We start from the raw sequence: 22,535 nt of genomic DNA, 5'->3' as shown, positions 1-22,535 counted from the left end.
CAGAAGACTCAGTAAGTGATCGGGATCTCGAATTCCTGGAACGCATCATCCACCGGTTGATAACCCAGTACACGGGTTGTTTCGCTGAGGTCCAGGCGTTTGAAGCGGTTGTTGGAGATGCCGTGGGCGATCAGGTGTTTCACACCTTCGGTTTCTACCGAGCGTTGCAGCAACTGCACGGCGTCTCGCGGGCTGAGCCAGGCGCTGAGGTCGCGGGCGTTGTTCAAGTCGTGGGTTTCGGGGAATTCGAACGCACCAATACGCAGGGCGATGGTGGAGAGCGGGGTTTTTGCGGCGTAAAAGCCGCAGAGGGCTTCGCCGTAGCATTTGCTCACGCCGTACAGGTTGGCGGGCAATACGGGCATGCCCGGAGTGATCTGCCGGTCTACCGGGTAGCCTTCGATGGTCTGGGCGCTGCTGGCGAACACCAGGCGCTTCACACCCGCGGCCACGGCGGCTTCGAACAGGTAGGTGGAGGCCAGGATGTTGTTGGGCAACAACTCGTCGAAGGTGGCGCTGGCGTGGGGAATGCCGGACAGGTGCACGATCACGTCAATCCCATCGAGCAGGGCGGCGAGGGCGGTTTTATCGCTCAGGTCGGCGTGTATGAAACGGTGTTCGCCGAGGGCGAAATCCGGCTCGATGCGATCGGTGAGGGTGAAGCAGTAGCGGTCTTTCGAGGCTTCGAAAAATGTCTTGCCAATGCGGCCGCAGGCGCCGGTGAGTAGTACGTTGAGTCCGTTCATTGTGGAGTCCTTGTTTTTAGTTGTGACCGGCGAGGGCGAAGATCTGGAAGCCAGGGCGTTGGCTGAGTGTTTCGTAGTAAGCGCTGACAGCTGGGTAGGAAGGACGCTGCATGGGCGTAATCCACCAGCGGTGCACCGACAGGCCGATGAGGATGTCGGCGAGTGTGAACTCATTACCGGCTACGTAGGCGTTGGTTTTTGCCAACTGTTGTTCCAGCAGGCCCATCTTGTCGTTCCATGCCCTTACCGCGACGGCGATGGCTTGCGCGTCCAGGTTGTCGGGGTTGTTGCGTACCAACGCGGTGAAAGCATCACCCCAGGAACGGTTGAGTTCGATGGCTTGCCAGTCTATCCATTGCTCGACTCTGGCACGGGCTGCCGGCTCGACGGGCAGCAGGTCGTGACGTTGGTGCAGGCCCACGAGGTAGCGGCAGATGGTGTTGGATTCCCAGAGCACGCCGTTGTCATCGATGAGTACCGGGACTTGGGCGTTGGGGTTCAGGGCCAGGAATTCGGGGGACTGGGTGGAGGCGAAGCCGATGCCCCAGTCTTCGCGGTCGTAGGGGATGCCCAGTTCCTGGCAGGTCCACAGGACTTTTCGCACGTTGATGGAAGAGGTGCGACCCAGGATTTTCAGCGAATGGCCCATGGTGCTTTCCTTGCGAGGGTGAGAAGGCAGGGGAGCAATTTAGCAGGGGCGTCAGCCGACGACGAGTCAGTTAAGCGAGCACGGTTAAAAATGTGGGAGCGGGCTTGCTCGCGAATGCGGTGTATCAGTGATGGACAGGTCGGCTGACACACCGCATTCGCGAGCAAGCCCGCTCCCACAGTTCGACCGCGTGTGTTCTGTTAGATAAGCGGTGATTCTTGATCTAGCAGCTTGCCCATCAGCAATACCCCCAACTCACTCCTAACTGGGCCACCACCGAATCGCTACTAAACGAAAGGGTGGCGGCTGCACGCAGGTTAGTAGACCGGTAACCCCACACAAAACCCGGCGCGCCACAAGGGCGCCCTGCGCGCAGCCACCATCAAGCACAGACAGGTAAGTCCGACAGATGAAGCTTATGCCCATTGTGTAGGGAAGCTCGGGCTACTAAACCCGATTACTGAGAAATTCAGCGACCGGGCAACCTTAGAAAGCCCTACCCAGGCGCACAAGCCGGCGGATTCTGACGTACCTGTAGGCAACGGAGCAAGGCGCTGCCATCAACACCAGCCACTTCCTACAGCTACCGCCTAGGTACTCTCGCGCACCTTCAACTCAAACCCCATGTCCACCACCGGCCGAGCGATCTTGTTGCCCGCCATCACCGTCAACAAATGCTCCGCCGCGCGCCGGCCAATGGCCTCGCGGGGCGTACTGATACTGCTCAAACGCGGCACCATGAACGAGGAAGACGGCAGGTCGTTAAAGCCCAGCACCGAGATCTGCTCCGGTACCTTGATGCCATGGCGCAATGCTTCCAACAACGCGCCCTGAGCCAGGTCGTCGTTGCCAAAGAAGATCGCGTCCACGTCCGGATGGCTGGCCAGCAGCTGCAGGAACAACTCACCGCCCAGGCCCAGCGACGATGGCCGTGGCGTCAGCACTTCCAGCGCCGGGTCATACAACCCCGCTTGCTGCAACGCCCGGCGAAATCCTTCGCCCCGCAACAACGTGCGCTGGTCCAGTTGCGCGCCAATGTAGGCCAACCGCTTGCGACCTCGTGAGATCAAATGCGCCGCCGCCGTTTCCCCGGCGTTCAACTGCGAAAATCCTACGCAGTTCAGTCCGGCGCCCGGGTCCAGGTCCATCATGTACACACACGGCACGTTGCTCGATTCCACCATGCGCCGGGCACTTTCCGTACGGTCAAACCCGGTCAGCAGCAAACCCCGTGGCTGGTAGGCCATGTAGTTGCGCAGCAGGTCTTCTTCTTCATCGCGGGAATAGTGGGTGTTGCCGATCAGTACTTCAAAGCCCTTGGGCCGCAGCACCTGGTGGATGGCTTCGAGGGTTTCGATAAACAGCAGGTTGGACAGCGACGGCACCAACACCACCACCGACTGGCTCTGGGCCGAAGCCAGGGCGCGGGCGGCCGGGTTGACCACGTAGCTCAGTTCGGCAGCGGCTTTTTGCACTTTTTCCACCAGTTCGGTGGCCACGGTGCTGATGCCGCGCAAGGCCCGGGAGGCGGTAATCGGGCTGACGCCAGCCAGGCGGGCTACTTCATTCAGGGTAGGGCGGCCCGTGGTGCGGGTATTTTTATCGTTCTTGGGAGTCATCAGGCGGCTTGCCAAACAAAAATCGAGGCACTAAGGTAGCGCTGTCTCCAAGACCCTGCAAATCCTTGAACGTTGGGATGCCTGTTCCGACTCAAGCCTTTGGAGAGGATGCACGCGTCACTCCATAAAAATGACAAGACGGCGCGGGAAAAGCCTGTTTTTGCACTAGCCTTACAGCGTGCAAAGGTAGCGCTATCTGCGTCCTGAGGTGTTTCATGAGTCAACCTGTTACTGCCCTCGTGATCATGGGTGTTTCCGGCTGTGGCAAGTCCAGCGTCAGCGAGGCCCTGTGCCTGCTGAACGGCGCCACCGCCATCGAAGGCGACAGCTTTCACCCCGCCGCGAACATCGAAAAGATGAGCGCCGGCCATCCCCTTAACGACGACGACCGCGCCGGCTGGCTCGACATCCTGTGCGATGAACTGCGCCGCTCCCTCAAAGCCGGCGAGCATCCCGTGCTCACCTGTTCGGCCCTGAAGAAGAAATACCGCGACCACCTGCGCGAAGCCGCGCCGGGCCTGGGGTTTGTGTTTCTGGAGTTGACCCGCGAAGTCGCCGCCGACCGTGTGTCTCACCGCCCCGGCCATTTCATGCCGGCCAGCCTGATCGATAGCCAGTTCGCCACCCTGGAATCCCCGGTGGGCGAGCCGTTGACCCTGGCCCTCAACGCCAGTGAAGACAGCGTTGAAGACCTGGCCGAGCAAACCAACGCCTGGTGGCTGAAACACGGCTTTGAACCAACCTAATAATTTTTTGCCGGACAAGATAGCGCTGTCCGCCTGCACTGAATTTTTTACCGGCTTTAATAACAACAACAAACAGGAGAGACCCCCATGTTTGGCTTGTCCCACGATACCTACCTGCTGCTAGATGCAGTGGTGACCATCATCGGCCTGATCGTGTTGATCACCCGGTTCAAAGTCCACCCGTTCATTGCGCTGATCATCGCGGCAGGCTTTCTCGGCCTGACCTCGGGCATGCCCGTGGACAAGATCATCAAGGCCTTCCAGGACGGCTTCGGCGGGGTGCTCGGCTTTGTCGGGATTATCCTTGCGCTGGGTACGATGCTCGGCAAGATGATGGCCGACTCCGGCGGTGCCGATCAGATCGCGCAAACCCTGGTGCGGGCCTTCGGCAAGGAGAAAGTGCAGTGGGCAATGATGTTCGCCGCGTTCCTGGTGGGCATTCCGCTGTTCTTCGAGATCGGCTTTGTATTGCTGATCCCGCTGGTGTTTATCGTCGCGCGCCGAACTGGCGTGTCGCTGATCAAGATCGGCATCCCGCTGCTGGCCGGCCTCTCGGCGGTGCACGGCCTGGTGCCTCCGCACCCGGGCCCGTTGCTGGCAATTGGCGTGTTTGGGGCTGACATCGGCAAGACCATTCTCTACGGCCTGATTGTCGCGCTGCCTACGGCGATCATCGCCGGTCCGCTCTACGGTTCGTTTATCGCCAAGTACATCCCGGGCAATCCGTCCCAGGAACTGGTGGACCAACTGGCCAGTGAGCAACCGGAATCCAAGACCCTGCCGAGCTTCAGCATCACCCTGATTACCGTGCTGCTGCCGGTGTTCCTGATGCTGCTGAAGACCTTCGCCGACGTCGCCCTGCCGGACGGTCACGTAATCCGCAACTGGATGGACATGATCGGTCACCCGATCACCGCCTTGCTGCTGGCCTTGCTGCTGTCGCTGTACACCTTTGGCCGTCGCCAGGGCATCGGTTCCCAGAAAATCCTCAAGCTGCTCGACGCCAGCCTGGCGCCAACCGCAGCGATCATCCTGATCATCGGCGCCGGTGGTGGCTTCAAGCAGATGCTGGTGACCAGCGGCGTGGGTGATGTGATCGGCCATATGGCGGTGACTGCGCAGATCAACCCGATCCTGCTGGCCTGGCTGGTGGCGGCGGTGATTCGTGTGGCTACCGGTTCTGCGACGGTGGCGACCATTACCGGCGCGGGCATTGTGGTGCCGGTGGTGGGGATGATTCCGGGGGTGAACCGCGAGTTGCTGGTGTTGGCGACGGGTGCGGGCTCGCTGGTGTTGTCTCACGTCAACGATGCGGGGTTCTGGCTGGTGAAGCAGTACTTCAATATGACCGTGGCCGAGACGTTCAAGACCTGGACAGCGATGGAGACCATCCTGTCGGTGGTGGCGTTGGGCTTTATCATGTTGCTGTCGTTGGTGGTCTAACAGGAACACCGCAAAACAAAATGTGGGAGCGGGCTTGCTCGCGAAGGCGGTGAATCAGTCGACATATGAGTTGACTGAACCACCGCCTTCGCGAGCAAGCCCGCTCCCACATTGATTAGGTTCCTGCAGTTGGATCGGGTCAGGCGTCAGCTTTCTTGACCAGCCCATCCGCCCGGAACATCGCCCGGATGCCCCGCACCGCCTGGCGAATCCGGTCCTGGTTTTCGATCAGCGCAAAGCGCACGTGATCGTCGCCATACTCACCAAAGCCAATCCCCGGCGACACACACACCTTCGCCTCAAGCAGCAGCTTCTTGGCAAACTCCAGCGACCCCATCGCGGCATACGCTTCGGGAATTTTCGCCCAGACGTACATCGACGCCTTCGGATTCTCGACCATCCAGCCCAGCTCATGCAGGCCCTTCACCAGCACGTTACGGCGCTGGCGGTACTGCTCGGCAATGTCTTTCACGCACTGCTGATCGCCTTCCAGCGCAGCAATCGCCGCCACTTGCAGCGGGGTGAAGGTGCCGTAGTCGTGGTAGCTCTTGATCCGAGCCAGGGCATTGACCAATTCCGGGTTGCCCACCATGAAACCAATGCGCCAGCCGGCCATGTTGTAGCTCTTGGACAGGGTGAAAAACTCCACCGCAATGTCCTTGGCGCCCGGCACTTGCATGATCGAAGGGGCTTTCCAGCCGTCGTAGACGATGTCGGCGTAGGCCAGGTCATGCACCACCAGCACGTCGTACTGCTTGGCCAGGGCGATCACCCGTTCGAAGAAGTCCAGTTCCACGCACTGCGCGGTCGGGTTGGACGGGAAGCCAAGGATCATCATCTTCGGCTTGGGAATCGAGCCGCGAATCGCACGTTCCAGTTCCGCGAAGAAATCCACGCCCGGAATCAGCGGCACCGAGCGCACTTGGGCGCCGGCAATCACGGCACCGTAGATGTGAATCGGGTAGCTGGGGTTGGGCACCAGCACCGTGTCGCCCTGGTCCAGGGTGGCCAGCATCAAATGCGCCAGGCCTTCCTTGGAACCGATGGTCACGATGGCTTCGGTTTCCGGGTCGATGTCCACTTCATAGCGGTCTTTGTACCAGCGCGAAATCGCCCGGCGCAGCCGTGGAATGCCTTTGGAAGTGGAGTAACCGTGGGTGTCTTCGCGCTGGGCGACGGTGACCATTTTTTCCACGATGTGCGGTGGAGTGGCGCCGTCAGGGTTACCCATGCTCAAGTCGATGATGTCTTCGCCGCGCCGACGCGCAGCCATCTTCAGCTCGGCAGTGATATTGAACACGTAAGGGGGGAGTCGATCTATGCGCGCAAAGCGGCGCGGCGAACCTTGGTCGGCCATTGTTGCCTCGAAATACGTAAGCGCCCGGAACCGTCCGAGCGACGTCGGCCACTGCGGTGGCCTGCGGGGCAGACAATACGGTCGATGATGGCCAATTGTCCAGATGCTGTGGGAAAAATTTCTGCTTGGAGTGCGACGGGGATATGCCCCTATACTCGACGCGGGTTTGTTCCCTCATAAGAAGGAGACTGTTCAGATGGATCAACAGACAAAACTGCCGTTACAGCCGCGCATGGAAGAGGGCAAGGCCCTGGTGATCGCGGGTGTGCACGGGCGTTATTCGAAAGCCACGCTGGGGGACATTCCCAAGTTGTGGGAGCTGTTCGACAGCTGCTTCAAAGAGATTAAAAAGCGCGTTGGCGGCGTGACCTATGGCGTTTGCTACAACGCCAAACACGATGAATTCGACTACCTGGCCGGCGTTGAAGTACCGGCCAAGGGCGATGTACCGAGCAATTTCCAGTCGATTGAAATCCCGGCCCATCGTTATGCCGTATTCCCGCACTATGGCCCGGTGCAGGCGCTGGCGCAGACCTACGAACGCATCATGTTCGAATGGCTGCCGGGCTCCGGGTACAAGGTGGTCGGGGCTGATTTCGAGCGCTACAGCGCCGACTTCGATGTAGATAAGGGCACGGGTTCAGTAGAAATCTGGATACCGATCAACGCCGAATCTGCATAACCGCACCGCTGGCAGGAGCGAGCACGTTCGCTCCTGCAACAGCCTCTCAATACAACGTGGCCTTGACCCGCTCCGGCATCTCGCGGTCATAGGCTTCGGCGTCGAACGCCCCGTCATTCAAGCGCTTGTGAAACGCCCCGGCGCTGGGCAGTGCCGAGCGGTCCAGATGCTTTTCCGGGTTCCAGCAATCGGAACGCACAAAGGCTTTGGAGCAATGAAAATACGCTGACTCCACCTGCACCAGAATCACCGACCGGGCCGCTTTGCCATTCACCGCAAAGCTCTCCAGCAACTCGGGTTCGATGGAAATCTGCGCCCGGCCGTTGACCCGCAACGTCTCGCCAATGCCCGGGATGATGAACAGCAACGCTATACGCGGGTCCATCACCAGATTGCGCAGGGTGTCGAGCCGGTTATTCCCTGGCCGATCCGGAATCGCCAACGTGCGCTCGTCGATGATTCGCACAAACCCCGGCACATCGCCACGGGGCGAACCATCGATGCCGTCCGGGCCGGACGAACTCACCACCACCAGGGGCGACGCGCGGACCATGGCCTGGTAATCCTCGTTGAGAAACGGGATTTCCTTGCGCACGGCCCGTTCGTGGGGGAGGCCGTAGACGGTTTCGAGTTGTTCCAGCGTGGTGAGCATTGGGACTCCTTATCGATCGGTCAGGTGATGTGTCAGCCACCGAAGCTGCGCTGATAGCCTTGCGCCGATTGCCGTATAGCTTGTGCAACATTAGGGGCTTGTCGGCAGTAATCGTCTTCACGCTTGAGAACAACCTCAAGGGTTTGGAGCAGTGCCCGGATTCGCTCCTCGGGTCTCTCCACCTCACAGATTCCAGCAAACTCCAGGATACCCAGACGTGAGGCAAAGAAAGATTTATTGCCGGCCAGGTCGAGAGCCAGAGCGTCCTCGGGAATGTAGGCGGTGGTATTGGCAATGTCGTAAGCCGGTGCAAGCCTGGCATCGCTCTTGATCGGGTCGCTATACAGCAGGCCGAAATTCTTCAGATGGGCATCGCCATTGCCCACTATGCAACTCAAGGCCACGCTGTCGAACAGTTGGTCGAGAGAACTGCGTTCATGCTCAATCGAACAGTAAACGCGTACGGCTTTGGCGATCATGTTGTAGCTCTTGCCGTATTTCTGTTCTGCAGACAGGCCCATCAGCGTGGTCATGTCTTCGAAGCCCAAGGGGTTGGCCTGCTCATCCCGATCAAAGCGCCGCATGATGAAAAGCTTATGATTCTGCGACAGGTAAAACGGCGGCACGGGTATGCCTGCATCTCTGGCAATGGACATGCACAGGTATTCGTTGATGGCCAATCCCGGAAATTCGTCGCGCCCACTTTTGATGATCAGATCGTTGGTTTTTGAAGTGAATTTCTGCTCTGGGGTTTGTGGCTTTTCCGGCACCAGCACCTTGGGCTGAACACCGGAAATTCCTGCTCGCAGGATGTAGCGATCTACCAGGTCAGCAAAAAGATCTTCCGCCCCGTCCCAGGCGAGAATTTCGTCCAGGTTTTCTCCCGTCGACGGAGCCCCGTTGCGCTGAATCAGCTCATTGACTTGGTCCGAGGAAACGAAGACGCGACCGATAGGCGCACTGCTACCAGACAATGCCAGCAGCAACATCGGGTCTACCTTCACTGTCTTGGCAAGGCGATTGCGAAGCTGCTCCAGCACAAACCCTTCTGGCAGGTTCATCTGGAATATCGGATGTAGCTCTCGTCGGCGGTATTCATCTGCGCGAACGGGCATTACCAGGCTGAGTGCGCTGGGTGGTAGTGCGTTATCGCCGTAGCGGAAAAGATAGTCGCCTGCACTGGTGAAGACGCTGCCGCTGGCGCCTTGAGGGGTATGAACTTGAAGCTTCGGGCTATTCATTGAACAAGTCCTCCACTTCTTCCAGCGTTGGCATGGTGGCAGGTACCAATTTTATTTCACTGCCCAAGGCGGCAATCACTCGAGCGTAGGCATTCATGGAGACCGTTGGGCTGCCTTGCTCGATTTCAATCAGTTTTTGCCGAGTTACGCCCGCCAAACGCGCCAATTCCGCTTGTTTATAGCCTCGGTTGAGCCGCATGGTGCGCACTTGGCTGCCGATTCTCTGGGTGATGACAGAAGAGTCCATGTCTCGTAACCATTACATTTACATTGATAAGTTATGTATACGTTACATTTCGGCGCTGTCAAGGTGCCTCGGCACAAAACACCCACGCCAGCCGGCGCTCATACCCAACCCGCCCCTTATACGCCTCTCCACTGTCCACCCAGCCCTGCTGCAAATACAGCCCCATCGCCGCCACATTGTCCGTGTCCACCGACAGTTCCAGCGCTTTAATCTGCGGCCAAACCAGGCGCGCGGCGGCGGGCAGGGCTTGCAGGCAGGCTTTGCCAAACCCTTGGCCCTGTTGATGGCGGTCAACTTGCAACGCATGCAGCGTCGCGCTGTGCTCATCCGCCCAGTGGGGCAGGCACGGCGGGCGTTTGAGCAGCAGGAACGCGACGGGAATCTCGTCGGCGAGTAACGCAAAGCCTGCAACGCCGGGATTCGGATTGACCAGCAGGGTGTTCAGCGCACAGTAGATATCGCCGGAAAAACCCAGTTGTTCGGGGTGCACTTCAAGGGTGTTGAGTTGCTGTTGTTGCAGAGCAGTCAACGTCTGATAGGCGACGAGGCGGGTTTCCATCGGCGTAGCATCCGAATCCTACAAAGAAGCGCGGATTCTAGCGGGTTTGCGGTCATCGCAATTATTTTTTGCGGCACTGTCGATTGGCTGATATCCCAGTCGACTAAGGGTGTCTTCAGTGATTTTTCCCGCAAGGAGTATCGCCATGAGCACCGCAATCAGCAGCTTGATCGAACAATGGAAACAGGCCGTCACCGTCAAGGATGTCGAGAAGATTGTCAGCTTTTACGCCGACGATATCGTCGCGTTCGACGCCGTTAGCGCCCTGCAATTCAAGGGCAAGGCCGCCTATCAGGCGCACTGGAAGGCGTGCATGGAGTTCTGCCCGGGCCCCGGGGTTTTTGACTTCCATGAGATGCATATCGTCGCCGCCGATAACAGCGCCTTTGCCCACTGGCTCGCACACTGTGGCGGCACCGGGCCCGACGGCGTGCTCAAGACTTGCTGGATGCGCGTCAGCGCCGGCTACCAGCGCGTTGGCGGCGAGTGGAAAGTGGTGCATGAGCATTGGTCGGCACCCTTCGACATGGAAACCGGCGCCGGTCTGTTCGACCTGAAACCTTGATCGCCGCGAACTATAGTCAGTTGTCCGAAAACGGAGAATCCCATGAAATACCTCTGCCTGATCTATAGCAACGAACAGGTGCTGCACGATTCGCCCGACAGTCCCAAGGACCCGGAGTGCTTTGCCTATGCCGAGTCTGTGCAGGCCAGCGGGCGGATGCTCGCCGCCGAGCCGCTGGAGTCGGTGACCACCGCCACCACCGTGCGCATGCGCAACGGCAAGCTATCGATCACCGATGGGCCGTTTGCCGAAACCAAGGAGCAGCTCGCCGGGTTTTACCTGATCGAGGCCAAGGACCTGAATGAAGCGATCCAGGTGGCCGGTGGCATTCCGGCCGCCCGGGTCGGCAGTGTGGAAGTACGCCCTGTGCGTGAATTGAATCTCTGATCACAACAATAAAATCCAGGAGGTTGACCCATGAGCAATCAACCCAAGCCCGCCGAATTTGAACTGTCCATTAGTCGCTTGATCGACGCACCTCGCAGTCGCGTATTCCGTGCCTGGACCGAGCCTGCCTTGTTGCAGCAATGGTGGGGCCCACACGGCATGACCACCCCCGAGTGCGAAATGGACCTGTGGGTCGGTGGGCAATTTCGCACCCTGATGCGCGCGCCCGACGGCAGCGAGTACCCGACCCAGGGCGTTTTTCTCGAAATCACCGCGCCCAGTCGGCTGGTGTTTACCGATGCGTTCACCCCCGGCTGGATTCCTTCGGGCCAGCCATTCATGACCGCCGAAGTCACCTTTGAAGACGTCGACGGCAAGACCCTCTACACCGCCCGTGCCATGCACTGGAGCGCCGAAACCAAGCAGGCCCACGAAGCCATGGGCTTTCACGAGGGCTGGGGCCAAAGCCTCGATCGGCTGGTGACGCTGGTGACCGAAGGCTTGCGCGATTGACGGTGCAGGCCCGGGTCGAAGCGGTTTATCGCAGCGAATCGCGGCGCATCCTGGCGACCCTGATTCGCCTGCTCGGCGATTTCGACCTCGCTGAAGAAGCCTTGCACGAGGCGTTCTTCGTCGCGGTGCAACGTTGGGAGCAAGACGGCGTGCCCGACAATCCCCGGGCCTGGCTGGTCTCCACCGGGCGCTTCAAGGCCATCGACCGCCTGCGCCGCCAGGCCCGGTTTGCCGCGCATCAAGACCAGTTGCTGGCTCAGGCTGATGAATTGGAAGAAGCCGACTGGAGCGCTGAAGACGTGGAAGACGACCGCCTGCGCCTGATCTTTACCTGTTGCCACCCGGCACTGGCGGCGGATGCCCAGGCGGCGCTGACCTTGCGTGAGATCTGCGACCTCACCACCGAGGAAATCGCCCGAGCGTTCCTCGCCACACCGGCCACCATCGCTCAGCGCATCGTGCGGGCCAAGAGCAAGATTCGCGAAGCAAAAATCCCCTATCAAGTGCCGTCCCTGGCAGAGTTGCCCGAGCGCCTGGACAGCGTGCTGCGAGTGATTTACCTGGTGTTCAACGAAGGCTATTCGGCGTCTACGGGCGCCGACTTGACCCGTGACGACCTGACCCGTGAAGCGATTCGCCTGGGGCGATTGCTGATGGAGTTGTTGCCGGAGCCAGAAGTGATGGGCCTGCTGGCGCTGATGTTGCTCCACGAATCCCGGCGCCCGGCACGCACGTCGGCCGGCGGTGAATTGGTGTTGCTGGATGAGCAGGACCGTTCGCTGTGGGACGCTTCGCTGATAGCTGAAGGATGTGCTTTGGTGGAGAAATCCCTGATCACGCGCCGCTTCGGGCCCTACAGCCTGCAGGCAGCGATTGCGGCGGTGCATGCCGAGGCGGCGAGCGCTGACGAGACCGACTGGCCGCAGATCGTTGGGCTGTATGACGTGTTGCTCGGGGCGGTGCCATCGCCCGTGATCGAGCTCAATCGCGCGGTGGCCATTGCGATGCGCGATGGCGCGTTGGCGGGGTTGCAGTTGGTGGATGGGATTCTGGCGCGGGGGGAGTTGGTCGACTATCACCTGGCGCACTCGGCACGGGGCGAATTTTGTCGGCGGCTGGGACGGGTGGAGGAGGCGCGGCGGGCGTTTGGGCGGGCGCTGGCGTTAACCCGGCAAGAACCGGAAAAGCGCTTTATGGAGCGGCGCTTGGCTGAACTCAGATAGCGGCAGGCGCTGGAGATCTAAATGTGGGCGCGGGGTTACTCGCTCCCACATTTGCTTTGTGTATGCTGGGTTATCGCATTCCAGATTGATGACGTACTTTGCTATGAAGCCCACCTTAATCGCCAAACTCCTGCAAACCCTTGCCCCTTGGCGCAACGCCCCGGCCTGGCATATTGCCTTTTCTGGCGGCCTCGACTCCACCGTCCTGCTGCACCTTCTGGTCACTCTGGCCAAAACCGACAAACTCCCGCCACTCAGCGTTATCCATGTTCACCATGGTCTGCAAGCTGCGGCTGACGCGTGGCCGGCGCATTGCCAGTCCATCTGCGACGCCTTGGGCGTTCCCCTGCAAGTGATCCGCGTGCAGGTGCAGCCTGGCGCCAGCCTGGAGCGCGCGGCCCGTGAGGCGCGGTATCAGGCGTTTGCCGAGGTCACCGGGGCAGAGGAGTTGCTAATCACAGGCCAGCACCGCGACGACCAGGCCGAAACCTTGCTGTTTCGCTTGTTGCGTGGCGCTGGCGTGCGCGGACTGGCGGCGATGCCTGCGCAGCGCCCACTCGCAGAAGGCTACCTGGTGCGGCCCTTGCTGGATGTTTCCCGCGCCGACTTGGAAGCCTACGCTCGCGAGCATCAATTGGACTGGATCGAAGACCCGTCCAACGCCGACCCGCGTTTCTCCCGCAATTACCTGCGCCACCATGTTTTCCCGCACCTGACTGAACGTTGGCCCCAAGCCGTCAGCACCATGGCCCGCAGCGCCGAACATTTGAGCGAAGCCCAGGGCTTGCTCGACGAACTGGCGCAAATGGACCTGCTGGCCGCCAGTCAGCCTCCGGCATTTCCCTGGCTGGCATTGCCGTCGCTGACCCTTGAGCCACTAGCCACGCTCTCCGAGGCCCGCCAGCGCAACGCACTTAGGCACTGGCTGACACCGCTGACGCGCTTGCCCGACAGCGAGCACTGGGCCGGCTGGGCGACCTTGCGCGACGCCAAACACGATGCACAGCCGCTGTGGCGTCTGGCCGACGGTGAATTGCACCGTTGCGGTGCGCATATCTGGTGGTTACCCGCCAGTTGGTCGGAATTTTCTGACGCATCGGTGAGCTGGCCACAGCCGCAAAACCCACTACAGTTACCCGGTAACGGCCAACTGCATTTCAGTGGCAGCGCGCCCGAAGGCCCTTTGTGCATCCGCTATCGCCAAGGCGGCGAAATCATGGAATTGCCAGGCCGGGGCCGGCGCGACCTGAAGCGGTTGCTTAATGAACGCGCGGTGCCAGGCTTCATCCGTGGCAGATTGCCGCTGCTGTATCAGGGCCAACAATTGCTGGCTGTGGCCAACCTGCCGGGGCTTGAGGCAGTTGGCGGTACCGGCTGGCAATTACATTGGATGCCACCAACCTGCGATCAAGGTTTGAGCTGATAGAGCCTTTCCGGTAGACTACGCTCCCTTCTTGATACAACTTCTGTGGATTCGCCTGAATCGCAGCAGTTGCCGATTACCAAGCAGTCTTTGCTGGGCGATTCCAAAAAATGTGTAGCGATCAACGTACCGGTGCTTCATTGCTGGTCTGTCACAACGCGGCGGTTTTTTTGAAAGGTGCACTGTGATTAATGCAGGTGATCGGGGGCTTCGGCCTTCCTTCGCTTTCCCCGGCGGCTCGGACCGCTTTAACGCAGACTTCTAGGGTTTTTCATGACGCGCTACATATTCGTCACGGGCGGTGTTGTTTCTTCATTGGGGAAAGGCATTGCCTCCGCTTCATTGGCGGCCATCCTGGAGGCGCGGGGACTTAAGGTCACCATGCTCAAGCTGGACCCGTACATCAACGTTGACCCGGGCACCATGAGCCCGTTCCAGCACGGTGAAGTGTTCGTCACTCACGACGGCGCCGAGACCGACCTGGACCTGGGCCACTACGAGCGGTTCATCCGCACGACCATGACCCAGAACAACAACTTCACCACCGGCCGTGTCTACGAGCACGTGCTGCGCAAGGAGCGCCGTGGTGACTACCTGGGTGCAACCATCCAGGTGATCCCGCACATCACCGACGAAATCAAGCGCCGCATCATCAAGGGTGCAGGCGATGCCGACGTGGCAATGGTCGAGATCGGTGGCACCGTAGGTGACATCGAGTCCCAACCGTTCCTCGAAGCCATCCGCCAGTTGCGTTTCGAAGTCGGCGCCAAGCGCGCGATGCTGATGCACCTGACACTGGTGCCGTACATCGCCACCGCCGGCGAAACCAAAACCAAGCCTACCCAGCACTCGGTCAAGGAACTGCGTTCCATCGGCCTGCAGCCGGACGTGCTGGTGTGCCGCTCCGACCACGCGATCGACATCGCGTCCCGTCGCAAGATCGCCCAGTTCACCAACGTTGAAGAACGTGCGGTGATTGCCCTGGAAGACGCCGACACCATCTACAAGATTCCGGGCATCCTGCATTCCCAGGGTCTGGATGATTTTGTCGTCGAGCGTTTCGGCCTGCAGTGTGGCGGCGCCGATCTGTCCGAGTGGGAAGCCGTGGTCGACGCCAAGCTCAACCCTGAGCATGAAGTCACCATCGCCATGGTCGGCAAGTACATGGAACTGCTGGACGCCTACAAGTCGCTGATCGAAGCGATGAGCCACGCGGGCATCAGCAACCGTACCAAGGTCAACCTGCGCTACATCGACTCCGAAGACATCGAGAACCAAGGCACTGCGCTGCTGGAAGGTGTTGACGCCATCCTGGTTCCGGGCGGCTTCGGTCTGCGTGGCGTGGAAGGCAAGATCACTGCCGTCCAGTACGCTCGTGAGAACAAGGTGCCGTACCTGGGTATCTGCCTGGGCATGCAAGTGGCGGTCATCGAGTTCGCCCGTAACGTGATGGGCTGGAAAGACGCCAACTCCACCGAGTTCGATCGCACCAGCGGCCACCCGGTCGTGGGCCTGATCACCGAGTGGGAAGATGCCACCGGCGCCGTCGAAACCCGTACTGAAACCTCCGACCTGGGCGGCACCATGCGTCTCGGCGCGCAGGATTGCCTGCTGGAGCCGGGGTCCTTGGTTCACGATTGCTACGGCAAGGACGTGATCGTCGAGCGTCACCGTCACCGCTACGAAGTGAACAACAACCTGCTGCCGAAAATTATGGAAGCTGGCCTGAAAATCTCCGGTCGTTCCGGTGATGGCGCACTGGTTGAAGTGGTTGAAGCACCGGATCATCCATGGTTCGTGGCTTGCCAGTTCCACCCGGAGTTCACATCGACCCCGCGCGACGGCCACCCGTTGTTCAGCGGCTTCGTTAAAGCAGCACTGACGCAACATCAGAAGAAGGCGTAAACCTGATGGCCCAGAAGATCATTCGCGTAGGCGATATCGAGATTGCCAACGACAAGCCCATGGTGCTGTTCGGCGGCATGAACGTGCTGGAAAGCCGCGACATGGCGATGCAGGTCTGTGAAGAGTACGTGAAGGTGACCGAGAAACTCGGTATCCCTTACGTGTTCAAGGCCAGCTTCGACAAGGCCAACCGTTCGTCCGTGACCTCCTATCGCGGCCCGGGCCTTGAAGAAGGCATGCGGATCTTCCAGGACATCAAGCAAGCCTTCGGCGTGCCGATCATCACCGACGTCCACGAGCCTGAGCAGGCTGCCGTGGTCGCCGAGGTGTGCGACATCATCCAGTTGCCGGCCTTCCTGTCGCGCCAGACCGACCTCGTGGTCGCCATGGCCAAGACCGGCGCTGTGATCAATATCAAGAAAGCCCAGTTCCTCGCACCCCAGGAAATGAAACACATCCTGAACAAGTGCGTGGAAGCGGGTAACGACCAGTTGATCCTCTGCGAGCGTGGTTCTAGCTTCGGCTACAACAACCTCGTGGTGGACATGCTCGGTTTTGGCATCATGAAACAGTTCGAATACCCGGTGTTCTTCGACGTGACCCACGCGCTGCAAATGCCCGGTGGTCGTGCCGATTCCGCTGGCGGGCGCCGTGCCCAGGTATTGGACCTGGCCAAGGCCGGCATCAGCCAGTCCCTGGCAGGCCTGTTCCTGGAAGCTCACCCAGACCCGGATAACGCCAAGTGCGACGGTCCATGCGCCCTGAGCCTGGACAAGCTGGAGCCATTCCTGGCCCAGTTGAAGCAGTTGGATGACCTGGTCAAGAGTTTTCCGACGGTAGAGACCGCGTAAGCGTCGTTTCTCCGGTAGACTTTCCCTCGTTTTACGCTCAGGCCTGCGGGCCTGAGCCTTGTCGCCTGCAAGCCTGCCCTGTTGTTCCACCCTTGCGGTCGGTCAAAAGATTTCCTTCAGCTGCGTCGTTTTCGTCAACTTTGGAGTGTTTACAACAATGGCAAAAATCGTCGACATCAAAGGTCGTGAAGTTCTCGACTCCCGTGGCAACCCTACCGTCGAAGCCGACGTGCTTCTCGATAACGGCATCATCGGTAGCGCCTGCGCGCCGTCCGGTGCTTCCACAGGTTCCCGCGAAGCACTGGAACTGCGTGATGGCGACAAGAGCCGTTACCTGGGCAAGGGCGTACTCAAGGCAGTCGCCAACATCAATGGCCCGATTCGTGACCTGCTGCTGGGCAAGGATCCTCTGGACCAGAAAGCCCTCGATCACGCGATGATCAAGCTCGACGGTACCGAAAACAAAGGCAGCCTCGGCGCCAACGCCATCCTCGCCGTGTCCCTGGCCGCTGCCAAGGCCGCTGCACAGGACCAGGACCTGCCGCTGTACGCCCACATCGCCAACCTGAACGGCACTCCGGGTGTCTACTCGATGCCGGTTCCGATGATGAACATCATCAACGGTGGCGAGCACGCTGATAACAACGTCGACATCCAGGAATTCATGGTGCAGCCGGTTGGCGCCAAGACCTTCTCCGAAGGCCTGCGCATGGGCACCGAGATTTTCCATCACCTCAAGGCTGTGCTGAAGGCCCGTGGCCTGAGCACTGCAGTGGGTGACGAAGGTGGTTTCGCGCCGAACCTGGCGTCCAACGAAGACGCACTGAAAGTGATCTCCGAAGCCGTGGCCAACGCTGGCTACAAGCTGGGCACCGACGTGACCCTGGCCCTGGACTGCGCGGCCAGCGAATTCTACGAAGACGGCAAGTACAACCTGTCCGGTGAAGGCCACGTATTCACCTCCGAAGGTTTCGCCGACTACCTGAAGGGCCTGACCGAACGCTACCCGATCATCTCCGTTGAAGATGGCCTGGACGAGTCCGATTGGGCTGGCTGGAAAATCCTCACCGACAAGATCGGCGAGAAGATCCAACTGGTAGGCGACGACCTGTTCGTGACCAACACCAAGATCCTGAAAGAAGGCATCGACAAGAAGATCGCCAACTCGATCCTGATCAAGTTCAACCAGATCGGCACCCTGACCGAAACCCTGGAAGCCATCCAGATGGCCAAGGCTGCGGGCTACACCGCCGTGATCTCCCACCGCTCCGGCGAAACCGAAGATTCGACCATTGCCGACCTGGCTGTGGGCACCTCGGCAGGGCAGATCAAGACTGGTTCCCTGTGCCGCTCCGACCGCGTTTCCAAGTACAACCAATTGCTGCGTATCGAAGAGCAACTGGGCAGCAAAGCCAAGTACAACGGTCGCAGCGAGTTTCGCGGCTGATTGTTAAATGGTAAAAGGTCAGCGGATTACGTCGGAAAAATCACGGCAGCGTGAATTTCGGCGCTAATCTCATGGCTATCAAGCACAAGCCTGGTTATTCCAGGCTTCGTGCTATCAGTTGCTTCAAAAGTTTTTGCATGGCTGTCTTTTTTCACTGGATACCCGATATTCGATGCGCAGTCCCAATTGGTTGTTCCTCGTCTTGCTCTTGCTGCTGGCTGGCCTGCAGTACCGCCTATGGGTGGGGAATGGCAGCTTGGCGCAGGTCACCGAACTGACCCAGCAAATTGCCGCACAGCACGCCGAAAACGAGGTGTTGCTGGAGCGCAATCGCGTGCTCGATGCCGAAGTGCTTGAATTGAAAAAAGGCATGGAGACCGTTGAAGAGCGGGCTCGCCATGAATTGGGCATGGTCAAGGAGGGCGAGACCCTCTACCAGTTGGCCCAATGAGCCTTTCGTCACCGGCCTTCTGGGCCGTGATTCCTGCCGCGGGCGTGGGTGCCCGTATGGCCGCGGACCGTCCCAAGCAATACTTGCAGCTGGGCGGGCGCACTATTCTCGAACACAGCCTTGGCTGTTTCCTTGATCATCCGGGGCTCAAGGGGCTGGTGGTCAGTCTCGCTGTCGACGACCCTTACTGGCCGAGCCTGGCTTGTGCCACCGACCCAAGCATTGCGCGGGTGGACGGCGGCGAAGAGCGCTCGGGCTCGGTCCTCAATGCCTTGTTGTACCTGCATGGCCAGGGCGCCAGCGATGACGACTGGGTACTGGTGCACGATGCAGCCCGGCCCAATCTCAGTCGCGACGACCTCGACAAATTGCTCGGTGAGCTGGCCAGCGATCCCGTCGGCGGGCTGCTGGCGGTGCCGGCCCGCGACACCCTCAAGCGTGTCGACAAGCAGGGTCGCGTGCTGGAAACCGTTGATCGCAGCCAGATCTGGCAAGCCTACACCCCGCAGATGTTCAGGCTCGGCGCCTTGCATCGGGCCCTGGCTGACAGCTTGGTGTCGGATGTTGTGATTACCGACGAAGCTTCCGCCATGGAGTGGGCCGGGCACGCACCACGCCTGATCGAAGGCCGATCTGACAACCTCAAGGTCACCCGCCCGGAAGACCTTGAATGGCTGCGCCAACGGCGGGCTTTCCAGTCCTGATTGCGGGGCTCAGTCTCTGACCTCTACAAATCCGGGCTGCGCTTTCAGCCCGTCCACCAGTGCCCTGACGCTGTTGAATGGCTGATTGTCGAGGGCCCAGCCCCGAGCAGCGATGGAAAACGTCTCTCCTTGCTGGTTGACCGTGAAGGTCTGGATGTCGCCGCGCCGTGCCCGATACTGGATCTGCGCCGGCATGTCTTTGCGGGCTGCCGACAGCAGGAATTGCCCCGGTCGGATCAGTTGAGTTTGTGGGGTCTTTGCCACTTGACTGTGTGAAGGCCCGGGTTGCCCCAACGGAGTTCGGTGCAGCGTATTGGGGTCTACCCGCAAAACTAAATCGGCCTTGACCGTCGCATCACCCCTACCGATGCCGAGGCTTAACGAGGATCCCGCATCAACCTCAATCCCCAGCCGTACCCCATCCGTTGTGTCTTTGACGCGCAGGCCAATACTTCCGGTCAACTCGGCAAGTCCCGGGACGCCTCGGAAGGTATTGGTATGACTGTTACCCACCAGTGCAATCCATTTTCCCGGGCGACGTTTGGTCGTCTGGACCCATTGAATTACCTCGGCGGCATAAAAATTCATCAACTGCTGGCGCAGGGTGCCATCGGCGTTGGGCATGCCCTTGATCATGTAACTGGCCGTGCAATCGATGGGCTGGATTTTGATCCCGGCGTCTCGGGCCTTGATGATGACGTTTTGAAACGAGTAATAAGTGTCTCTGAGCGGCGGGTAGATTGCCTTTAGGTAGTCTTTGAGTTCATCGGACATTGGCGTGCCCTTGGCCCTGTAGAACGCTTTCAATAACGGCAGATGCACGTCCGTCAGTAGATGCTCGAAGTACAGGCGCTTGACGCCTTGGCGAGCGAGTGTGTGCATGTTGTCGATCAGGAATGCCTTGCTCGCCAGGTCACCGTGGCTCTCGCCCACGACCACGCCATCACTGACGTCGAAGAGCTTTTCGATGATGCCTGGTTGCGACTCGCTCAATGCAAAGCTCGGCAGCGGCGGTCTCAGGAGCGAAAAGGGGCGCGAATCGAAAAACGTCGTGGCGTCTTGCGCGAGTTTTTTTCTCTTTTCGAAGAACAGGTTGCGAGTGGCTTTGAGCGATTGCAGGCCTGCGCCGAGCGGTTCGTACTCTTCGGTAAATTTACTGCTGTCATGCAACATCCCGGCAAGGGTGTCGCGCATTGACGTGGGCATTTCGTAAGCGCTGTAAAAGGTCACATCGGCGGCGCCACCAAACAGCCGGTAGATTTTTTGCCAGGCATTACGAAAAGGTGCGCCACCACTCAATCCTGCCCGGCGCCATTGAAGGTCAGGGCTTTGGATGGCATACAGCCCGGTCGACTGGATACGTCGCGGGTCTGCCGGGTCACTGATGAAAAGCTCGAAAAGGCCCCAGTCATTTGGCGTTTTATAGGTCATGAACGAGTCACCGTTGATCTTTACGACCTGCAGCCCGCTGGGGTGATGAGCCGGTGCCAGCGTGTGCCCGACAGATTCGGCAATGACGTTGGCGGCTGGTAGCGTACTCACACTGATCTGGCCGTCGGCTTCTCGAACGGCTTTGCCCAGCCTGGCGCGGATTTTGTTCAGTGAAGTGACGGCTTTGCCGATACCGTGGACCACCAACGGCAATGCATTCAAGGCACCAAACGCAATGCGTTCGGTGCCACGTGGTTTACCTTTGATCGCGTCGTCCGCACCTATAGCCATCTCAACGGAGCCGGAGGTTATAAAGCAAAACTCCGCCAGCAAGGCGGTGCCCATCGCCAATGAAATGGGAATCGCCAACAAGCAAGCTTTTTCCAGGGCATCTATGGTCTCGGCTTTGCGAATATCCAGGGGCGAGGTGACGGTAGTTGCCGCCCTCTTTGTAATGCTTGCCCGTACCTGGCGGGCCATGAAGTCGAAAGGGTCGCCGCCCAGTGCCGGGTAAGTCGGGTTGTTGATGTATTGCTCAGGGTCCCAATAGTCGTTGTGCAGCAGGCGGTTGAACAAACCGGATGCCGGGGCGGGTTCAGGAAACAGGCTCATACCTATCAACGCTTCCTCCACGCCGCTGTAGATATATCCGGAGTCGACGGTGTCCGGGTCATAATAGGCCACCAAGGCTTTGCGTAACGTAGCGTTCTTGGCTGCGCCCACCAGCCACTTCCTCAGGGATGCGGGATTGTTGAACCCGTGGAACGGCGAAGAATTACCCGGGATGTACAGCAATGTGACCTGGCTTTGCTTATCCGTGATAGTGAGGATGGCGGTCGCTTCGGCGTTATGGATGCGCAGTAGCCGCATATCAAGGGTGTTGTCAGGACGGTAGGGTGCCTGCAATTCCTCAAGCGTCAGGTTGCTCAGGTCCTTGTCGGCCGGCATGCCTGCCGCCCTGGCCGCCAACTGCGCCTCGCCCAGGGTCAGTGTCAGTTCTGCGGCCTGATTCAGGTATGCCTCGATAAACGCAGTACGCATCAGCGTCTTGTAGTTTTCAGGTGCTTGCCCCAGAAGGCCTGTAAAGCCTTGTCGTAGGCCGTATCGAAGTGGCTGACGCGCACGAAGTCTCTGAAGGCCTTGGGCACGATGTCTGATTGGGTACGGCGGTCGTACACCTGGGGATGGCTCTTGTGGTAGATCGCCTCATAACGCATCGGTGGGATCCAGCCTGCGGCAATGAACTCTTCGTTGAACATGGCCGGGATACGGTTATCCATCAGGCGCGGTAGCTCGCTGACAACCTTGAAGTACGGTGCGATGGTGGAAAAACCGGTGGTATTGACCATCCCGCCGGGGGCGACCGGTGCGCTGCAAATCATCGCCTCGGTCAGTGTCATGGATTGGACGATCGCGGCGGTAAAGGGCGCGTGTGGATCATCGGTGTTGTACTCGAGGGTGGTCAGCAGCAGCGCGTCAGGTTCCAGGGTTTCCTGGCTGAGAGGCTGAGCACCCTCGCGAATTAACCGGGCGGCGACTTCGGCGGGTACCGGGAAGTCATTCAGAACCTTGCGGATGAAGTGATTGATGCGTTGGAGCTGCGTAGCTTTGGGGTTCATTGGTATGCCTTTTGGCGCTGTGGGGCAGCGCATATTTGCAGGCAATACCGTATCGAGCGGGCGTTACTTATATGC

The 22,535-nt window shown here is 59.5% G+C and carries 23 protein-coding genes; 13 read left to right on the top strand and 10 right to left on the bottom strand.

What is annotated here, in order from left to right; genetic code table 11:
* Nucleotides 1-8: 8 nt before the first annotated feature.
* From AU074_RS17840 to AU074_RS17830, 3 genes are all read right to left on the bottom strand, one after another.
* Entirely contained in the window at nt 9-746 is a 738-nt protein-coding gene (locus AU074_RS17840) for an NAD(P)-dependent oxidoreductase (RefSeq protein WP_076015835.1), read from the bottom strand.
* Nucleotides 747-762: 16 nt separating this feature from the next.
* Nucleotides 763-1,395 (bottom strand): glutathione S-transferase family protein, encoded by a 633-nt coding sequence (locus tag AU074_RS17835; RefSeq protein WP_076015834.1) that lies wholly within the window; start codon nt 1,393-1,395, stop codon nt 763-765.
* 590 nt (nt 1,396-1,985) lie between these two features.
* On the bottom strand, nt 1,986-3,017 hold the full coding sequence (locus AU074_RS17830) for a LacI family DNA-binding transcriptional regulator (RefSeq protein ID WP_167665540.1): 1,032 nt from the start codon (nt 3,015-3,017) through the stop codon (nt 1,986-1,988).
* Nucleotides 3,018-3,229: 212 nt separating this feature from the next.
* On the opposite strand from AU074_RS17830, the gene AU074_RS17825 reads away from it, so the two are divergent.
* Together AU074_RS17825 and AU074_RS17820 are read left to right on the top strand one after the other, a co-directional pair.
* Complete coding sequence (locus AU074_RS17825) at nt 3,230-3,760, top strand: gluconokinase (protein ID WP_076015832.1); 531 nt, start codon at nt 3,230-3,232, stop codon at nt 3,758-3,760.
* Between the two features lie 87 nt (nt 3,761-3,847).
* Nucleotides 3,848-5,203 (top strand): GntP family permease, encoded by a 1,356-nt coding sequence (locus AU074_RS17820; RefSeq protein ID WP_076015831.1) that lies wholly within the window; start codon nt 3,848-3,850, stop codon nt 5,201-5,203.
* 139 nt (nt 5,204-5,342) lie between these two features.
* Here AU074_RS17820 and alaC read toward each other — a convergent pair whose 3' ends face one another.
* Nucleotides 5,343-6,560, bottom strand: coding sequence for an alanine transaminase (gene alaC, locus AU074_RS17815; protein WP_076015830.1), 1,218 nt, complete (start codon nt 6,558-6,560; stop codon nt 5,343-5,345).
* A gap of 196 nt (nt 6,561-6,756) precedes the next feature.
* On the opposite strand from alaC, the gene AU074_RS17810 reads away from it, so the two are divergent.
* Nucleotides 6,757-7,242, top strand: a complete 486-nt coding sequence (locus AU074_RS17810; protein WP_076015829.1) for a GyrI-like domain-containing protein — start codon at nt 6,757-6,759, stop codon at nt 7,240-7,242.
* A 46-nt stretch (nt 7,243-7,288) separates the two neighbouring features.
* Here the strand turns inward: AU074_RS17810 and AU074_RS17805 are convergent, their stop codons facing one another.
* From AU074_RS17805 to AU074_RS17790, 4 genes are read right to left on the bottom strand one after another with little or no spacing between them, the layout of a single operon-like run.
* Complete coding sequence (locus AU074_RS17805; RefSeq protein ID WP_076015828.1) at nt 7,289-7,894, bottom strand: pyridoxamine 5'-phosphate oxidase family protein; 606 nt, start codon at nt 7,892-7,894, stop codon at nt 7,289-7,291.
* 32 nt (nt 7,895-7,926) lie between these two features.
* Nucleotides 7,927-9,135 carry a type II toxin-antitoxin system HipA family toxin gene (locus AU074_RS17800; protein WP_076015827.1) on the bottom strand — a complete coding sequence of 403 codons (1,209 nt, stop codon included), beginning with the start codon at nt 9,133-9,135 and terminating at the stop codon, nt 7,927-7,929.
* On the bottom strand, nt 9,128-9,382 hold the full coding sequence (locus AU074_RS17795) for a helix-turn-helix domain-containing protein (protein WP_076015826.1): 255 nt from the start codon (nt 9,380-9,382) through the stop codon (nt 9,128-9,130). The genes AU074_RS17800 and AU074_RS17795 overlap by 8 nt, the downstream gene beginning before the upstream one ends.
* 58 nt (nt 9,383-9,440) lie before the next feature.
* Complete coding sequence (locus AU074_RS17790) at nt 9,441-9,941, bottom strand: N-acetyltransferase (RefSeq protein ID WP_076015825.1); 501 nt, start codon at nt 9,939-9,941, stop codon at nt 9,441-9,443.
* 145 nt (nt 9,942-10,086) lie between these two features.
* Between AU074_RS17790 and AU074_RS17785 the strand changes: the two genes are divergently transcribed.
* The 10 genes from AU074_RS17785 (at nt 10,087) to ispD (ending at nt 19,410) form a co-directional block, all read left to right on the top strand.
* Complete coding sequence (locus tag AU074_RS17785) at nt 10,087-10,506, top strand: nuclear transport factor 2 family protein (RefSeq protein WP_076015824.1); 420 nt, start codon at nt 10,087-10,089, stop codon at nt 10,504-10,506.
* A gap of 42 nt (nt 10,507-10,548) precedes the next feature.
* On the top strand, nt 10,549-10,893 hold the full coding sequence (locus AU074_RS17780; protein WP_076015823.1) for a YciI family protein: 345 nt from the start codon (nt 10,549-10,551) through the stop codon (nt 10,891-10,893).
* Between the two features lie 30 nt (nt 10,894-10,923).
* Entirely contained in the window at nt 10,924-11,406 is a 483-nt protein-coding gene (locus tag AU074_RS17775) for an SRPBCC family protein (RefSeq protein WP_017475945.1), read from the top strand.
* Nucleotides 11,403-12,629, top strand: coding sequence for an RNA polymerase sigma factor (locus AU074_RS17770; RefSeq protein ID WP_076015822.1), 1,227 nt, complete (start codon nt 11,403-11,405; stop codon nt 12,627-12,629). The genes AU074_RS17775 and AU074_RS17770 overlap by 4 nt, the downstream gene beginning before the upstream one ends.
* A gap of 103 nt (nt 12,630-12,732) precedes the next feature.
* On the top strand, nt 12,733-14,052 hold the full coding sequence (gene tilS / locus AU074_RS17765) for a tRNA lysidine(34) synthetase TilS (RefSeq protein WP_076015821.1): 1,320 nt from the start codon (nt 12,733-12,735) through the stop codon (nt 14,050-14,052).
* A gap of 273 nt (nt 14,053-14,325) precedes the next feature.
* The gene (locus AU074_RS17760) at nt 14,326-15,957 is read left to right on the top strand and encodes a CTP synthase (RefSeq protein ID WP_076015820.1); all 1,632 of its coding nucleotides are present in this window, start codon (nt 14,326-14,328) and stop codon (nt 15,955-15,957) included.
* A gap of 5 nt (nt 15,958-15,962) precedes the next feature.
* The gene (gene kdsA / locus AU074_RS17755) at nt 15,963-16,808 is read left to right on the top strand and encodes a 3-deoxy-8-phosphooctulonate synthase (RefSeq protein ID WP_076015819.1); all 846 of its coding nucleotides are present in this window, start codon (nt 15,963-15,965) and stop codon (nt 16,806-16,808) included.
* Nucleotides 16,809-16,965: 157 nt separating this feature from the next.
* Nucleotides 16,966-18,255, top strand: a complete 1,290-nt coding sequence (eno, locus tag AU074_RS17750) for a phosphopyruvate hydratase (RefSeq protein ID WP_076015818.1) — start codon at nt 16,966-16,968, stop codon at nt 18,253-18,255.
* 172 nt (nt 18,256-18,427) lie between these two features.
* A complete protein-coding gene (gene ftsB, locus AU074_RS17745; protein WP_003219292.1) occupies nt 18,428-18,706 on the top strand; it encodes a cell division protein FtsB in 279 nt (92 codons plus the stop codon).
* On the top strand, nt 18,703-19,410 hold the full coding sequence (gene ispD, locus AU074_RS17740; protein ID WP_076015817.1) for a 2-C-methyl-D-erythritol 4-phosphate cytidylyltransferase: 708 nt from the start codon (nt 18,703-18,705) through the stop codon (nt 19,408-19,410). Before ftsB ends, ispD begins: the two co-directional genes overlap by 4 nt.
* Before the next feature lie 9 nt (nt 19,411-19,419).
* Here the strand turns inward: ispD and AU074_RS17735 are convergent, their stop codons facing one another.
* Nucleotides 19,420-21,882: a membrane-targeted effector domain-containing toxin gene (locus tag AU074_RS17735; protein WP_256576928.1), complete on the bottom strand. Its 2,463-nt coding sequence runs from the start codon at nt 21,880-21,882 to the stop codon at nt 19,420-19,422.
* Entirely contained in the window at nt 21,882-22,460 is a 579-nt protein-coding gene (locus AU074_RS34550; protein ID WP_256576927.1) for a hypothetical protein, read from the bottom strand. The genes AU074_RS17735 and AU074_RS34550 overlap by 1 nt, the downstream gene beginning before the upstream one ends.
* Between the last annotated feature and the right edge of the window lie 75 nt (nt 22,461-22,535).

The organism is Pseudomonas sp. ATCC PTA-122608, from assembly GCF_001952855.1.
Classification (GTDB): domain Bacteria; phylum Pseudomonadota; class Gammaproteobacteria; order Pseudomonadales; family Pseudomonadaceae; genus Aquipseudomonas.
The sequence above is the reverse complement of the archived record's forward strand: the minus strand, read 5'-3'. Positions and strand labels throughout refer to the sequence as shown.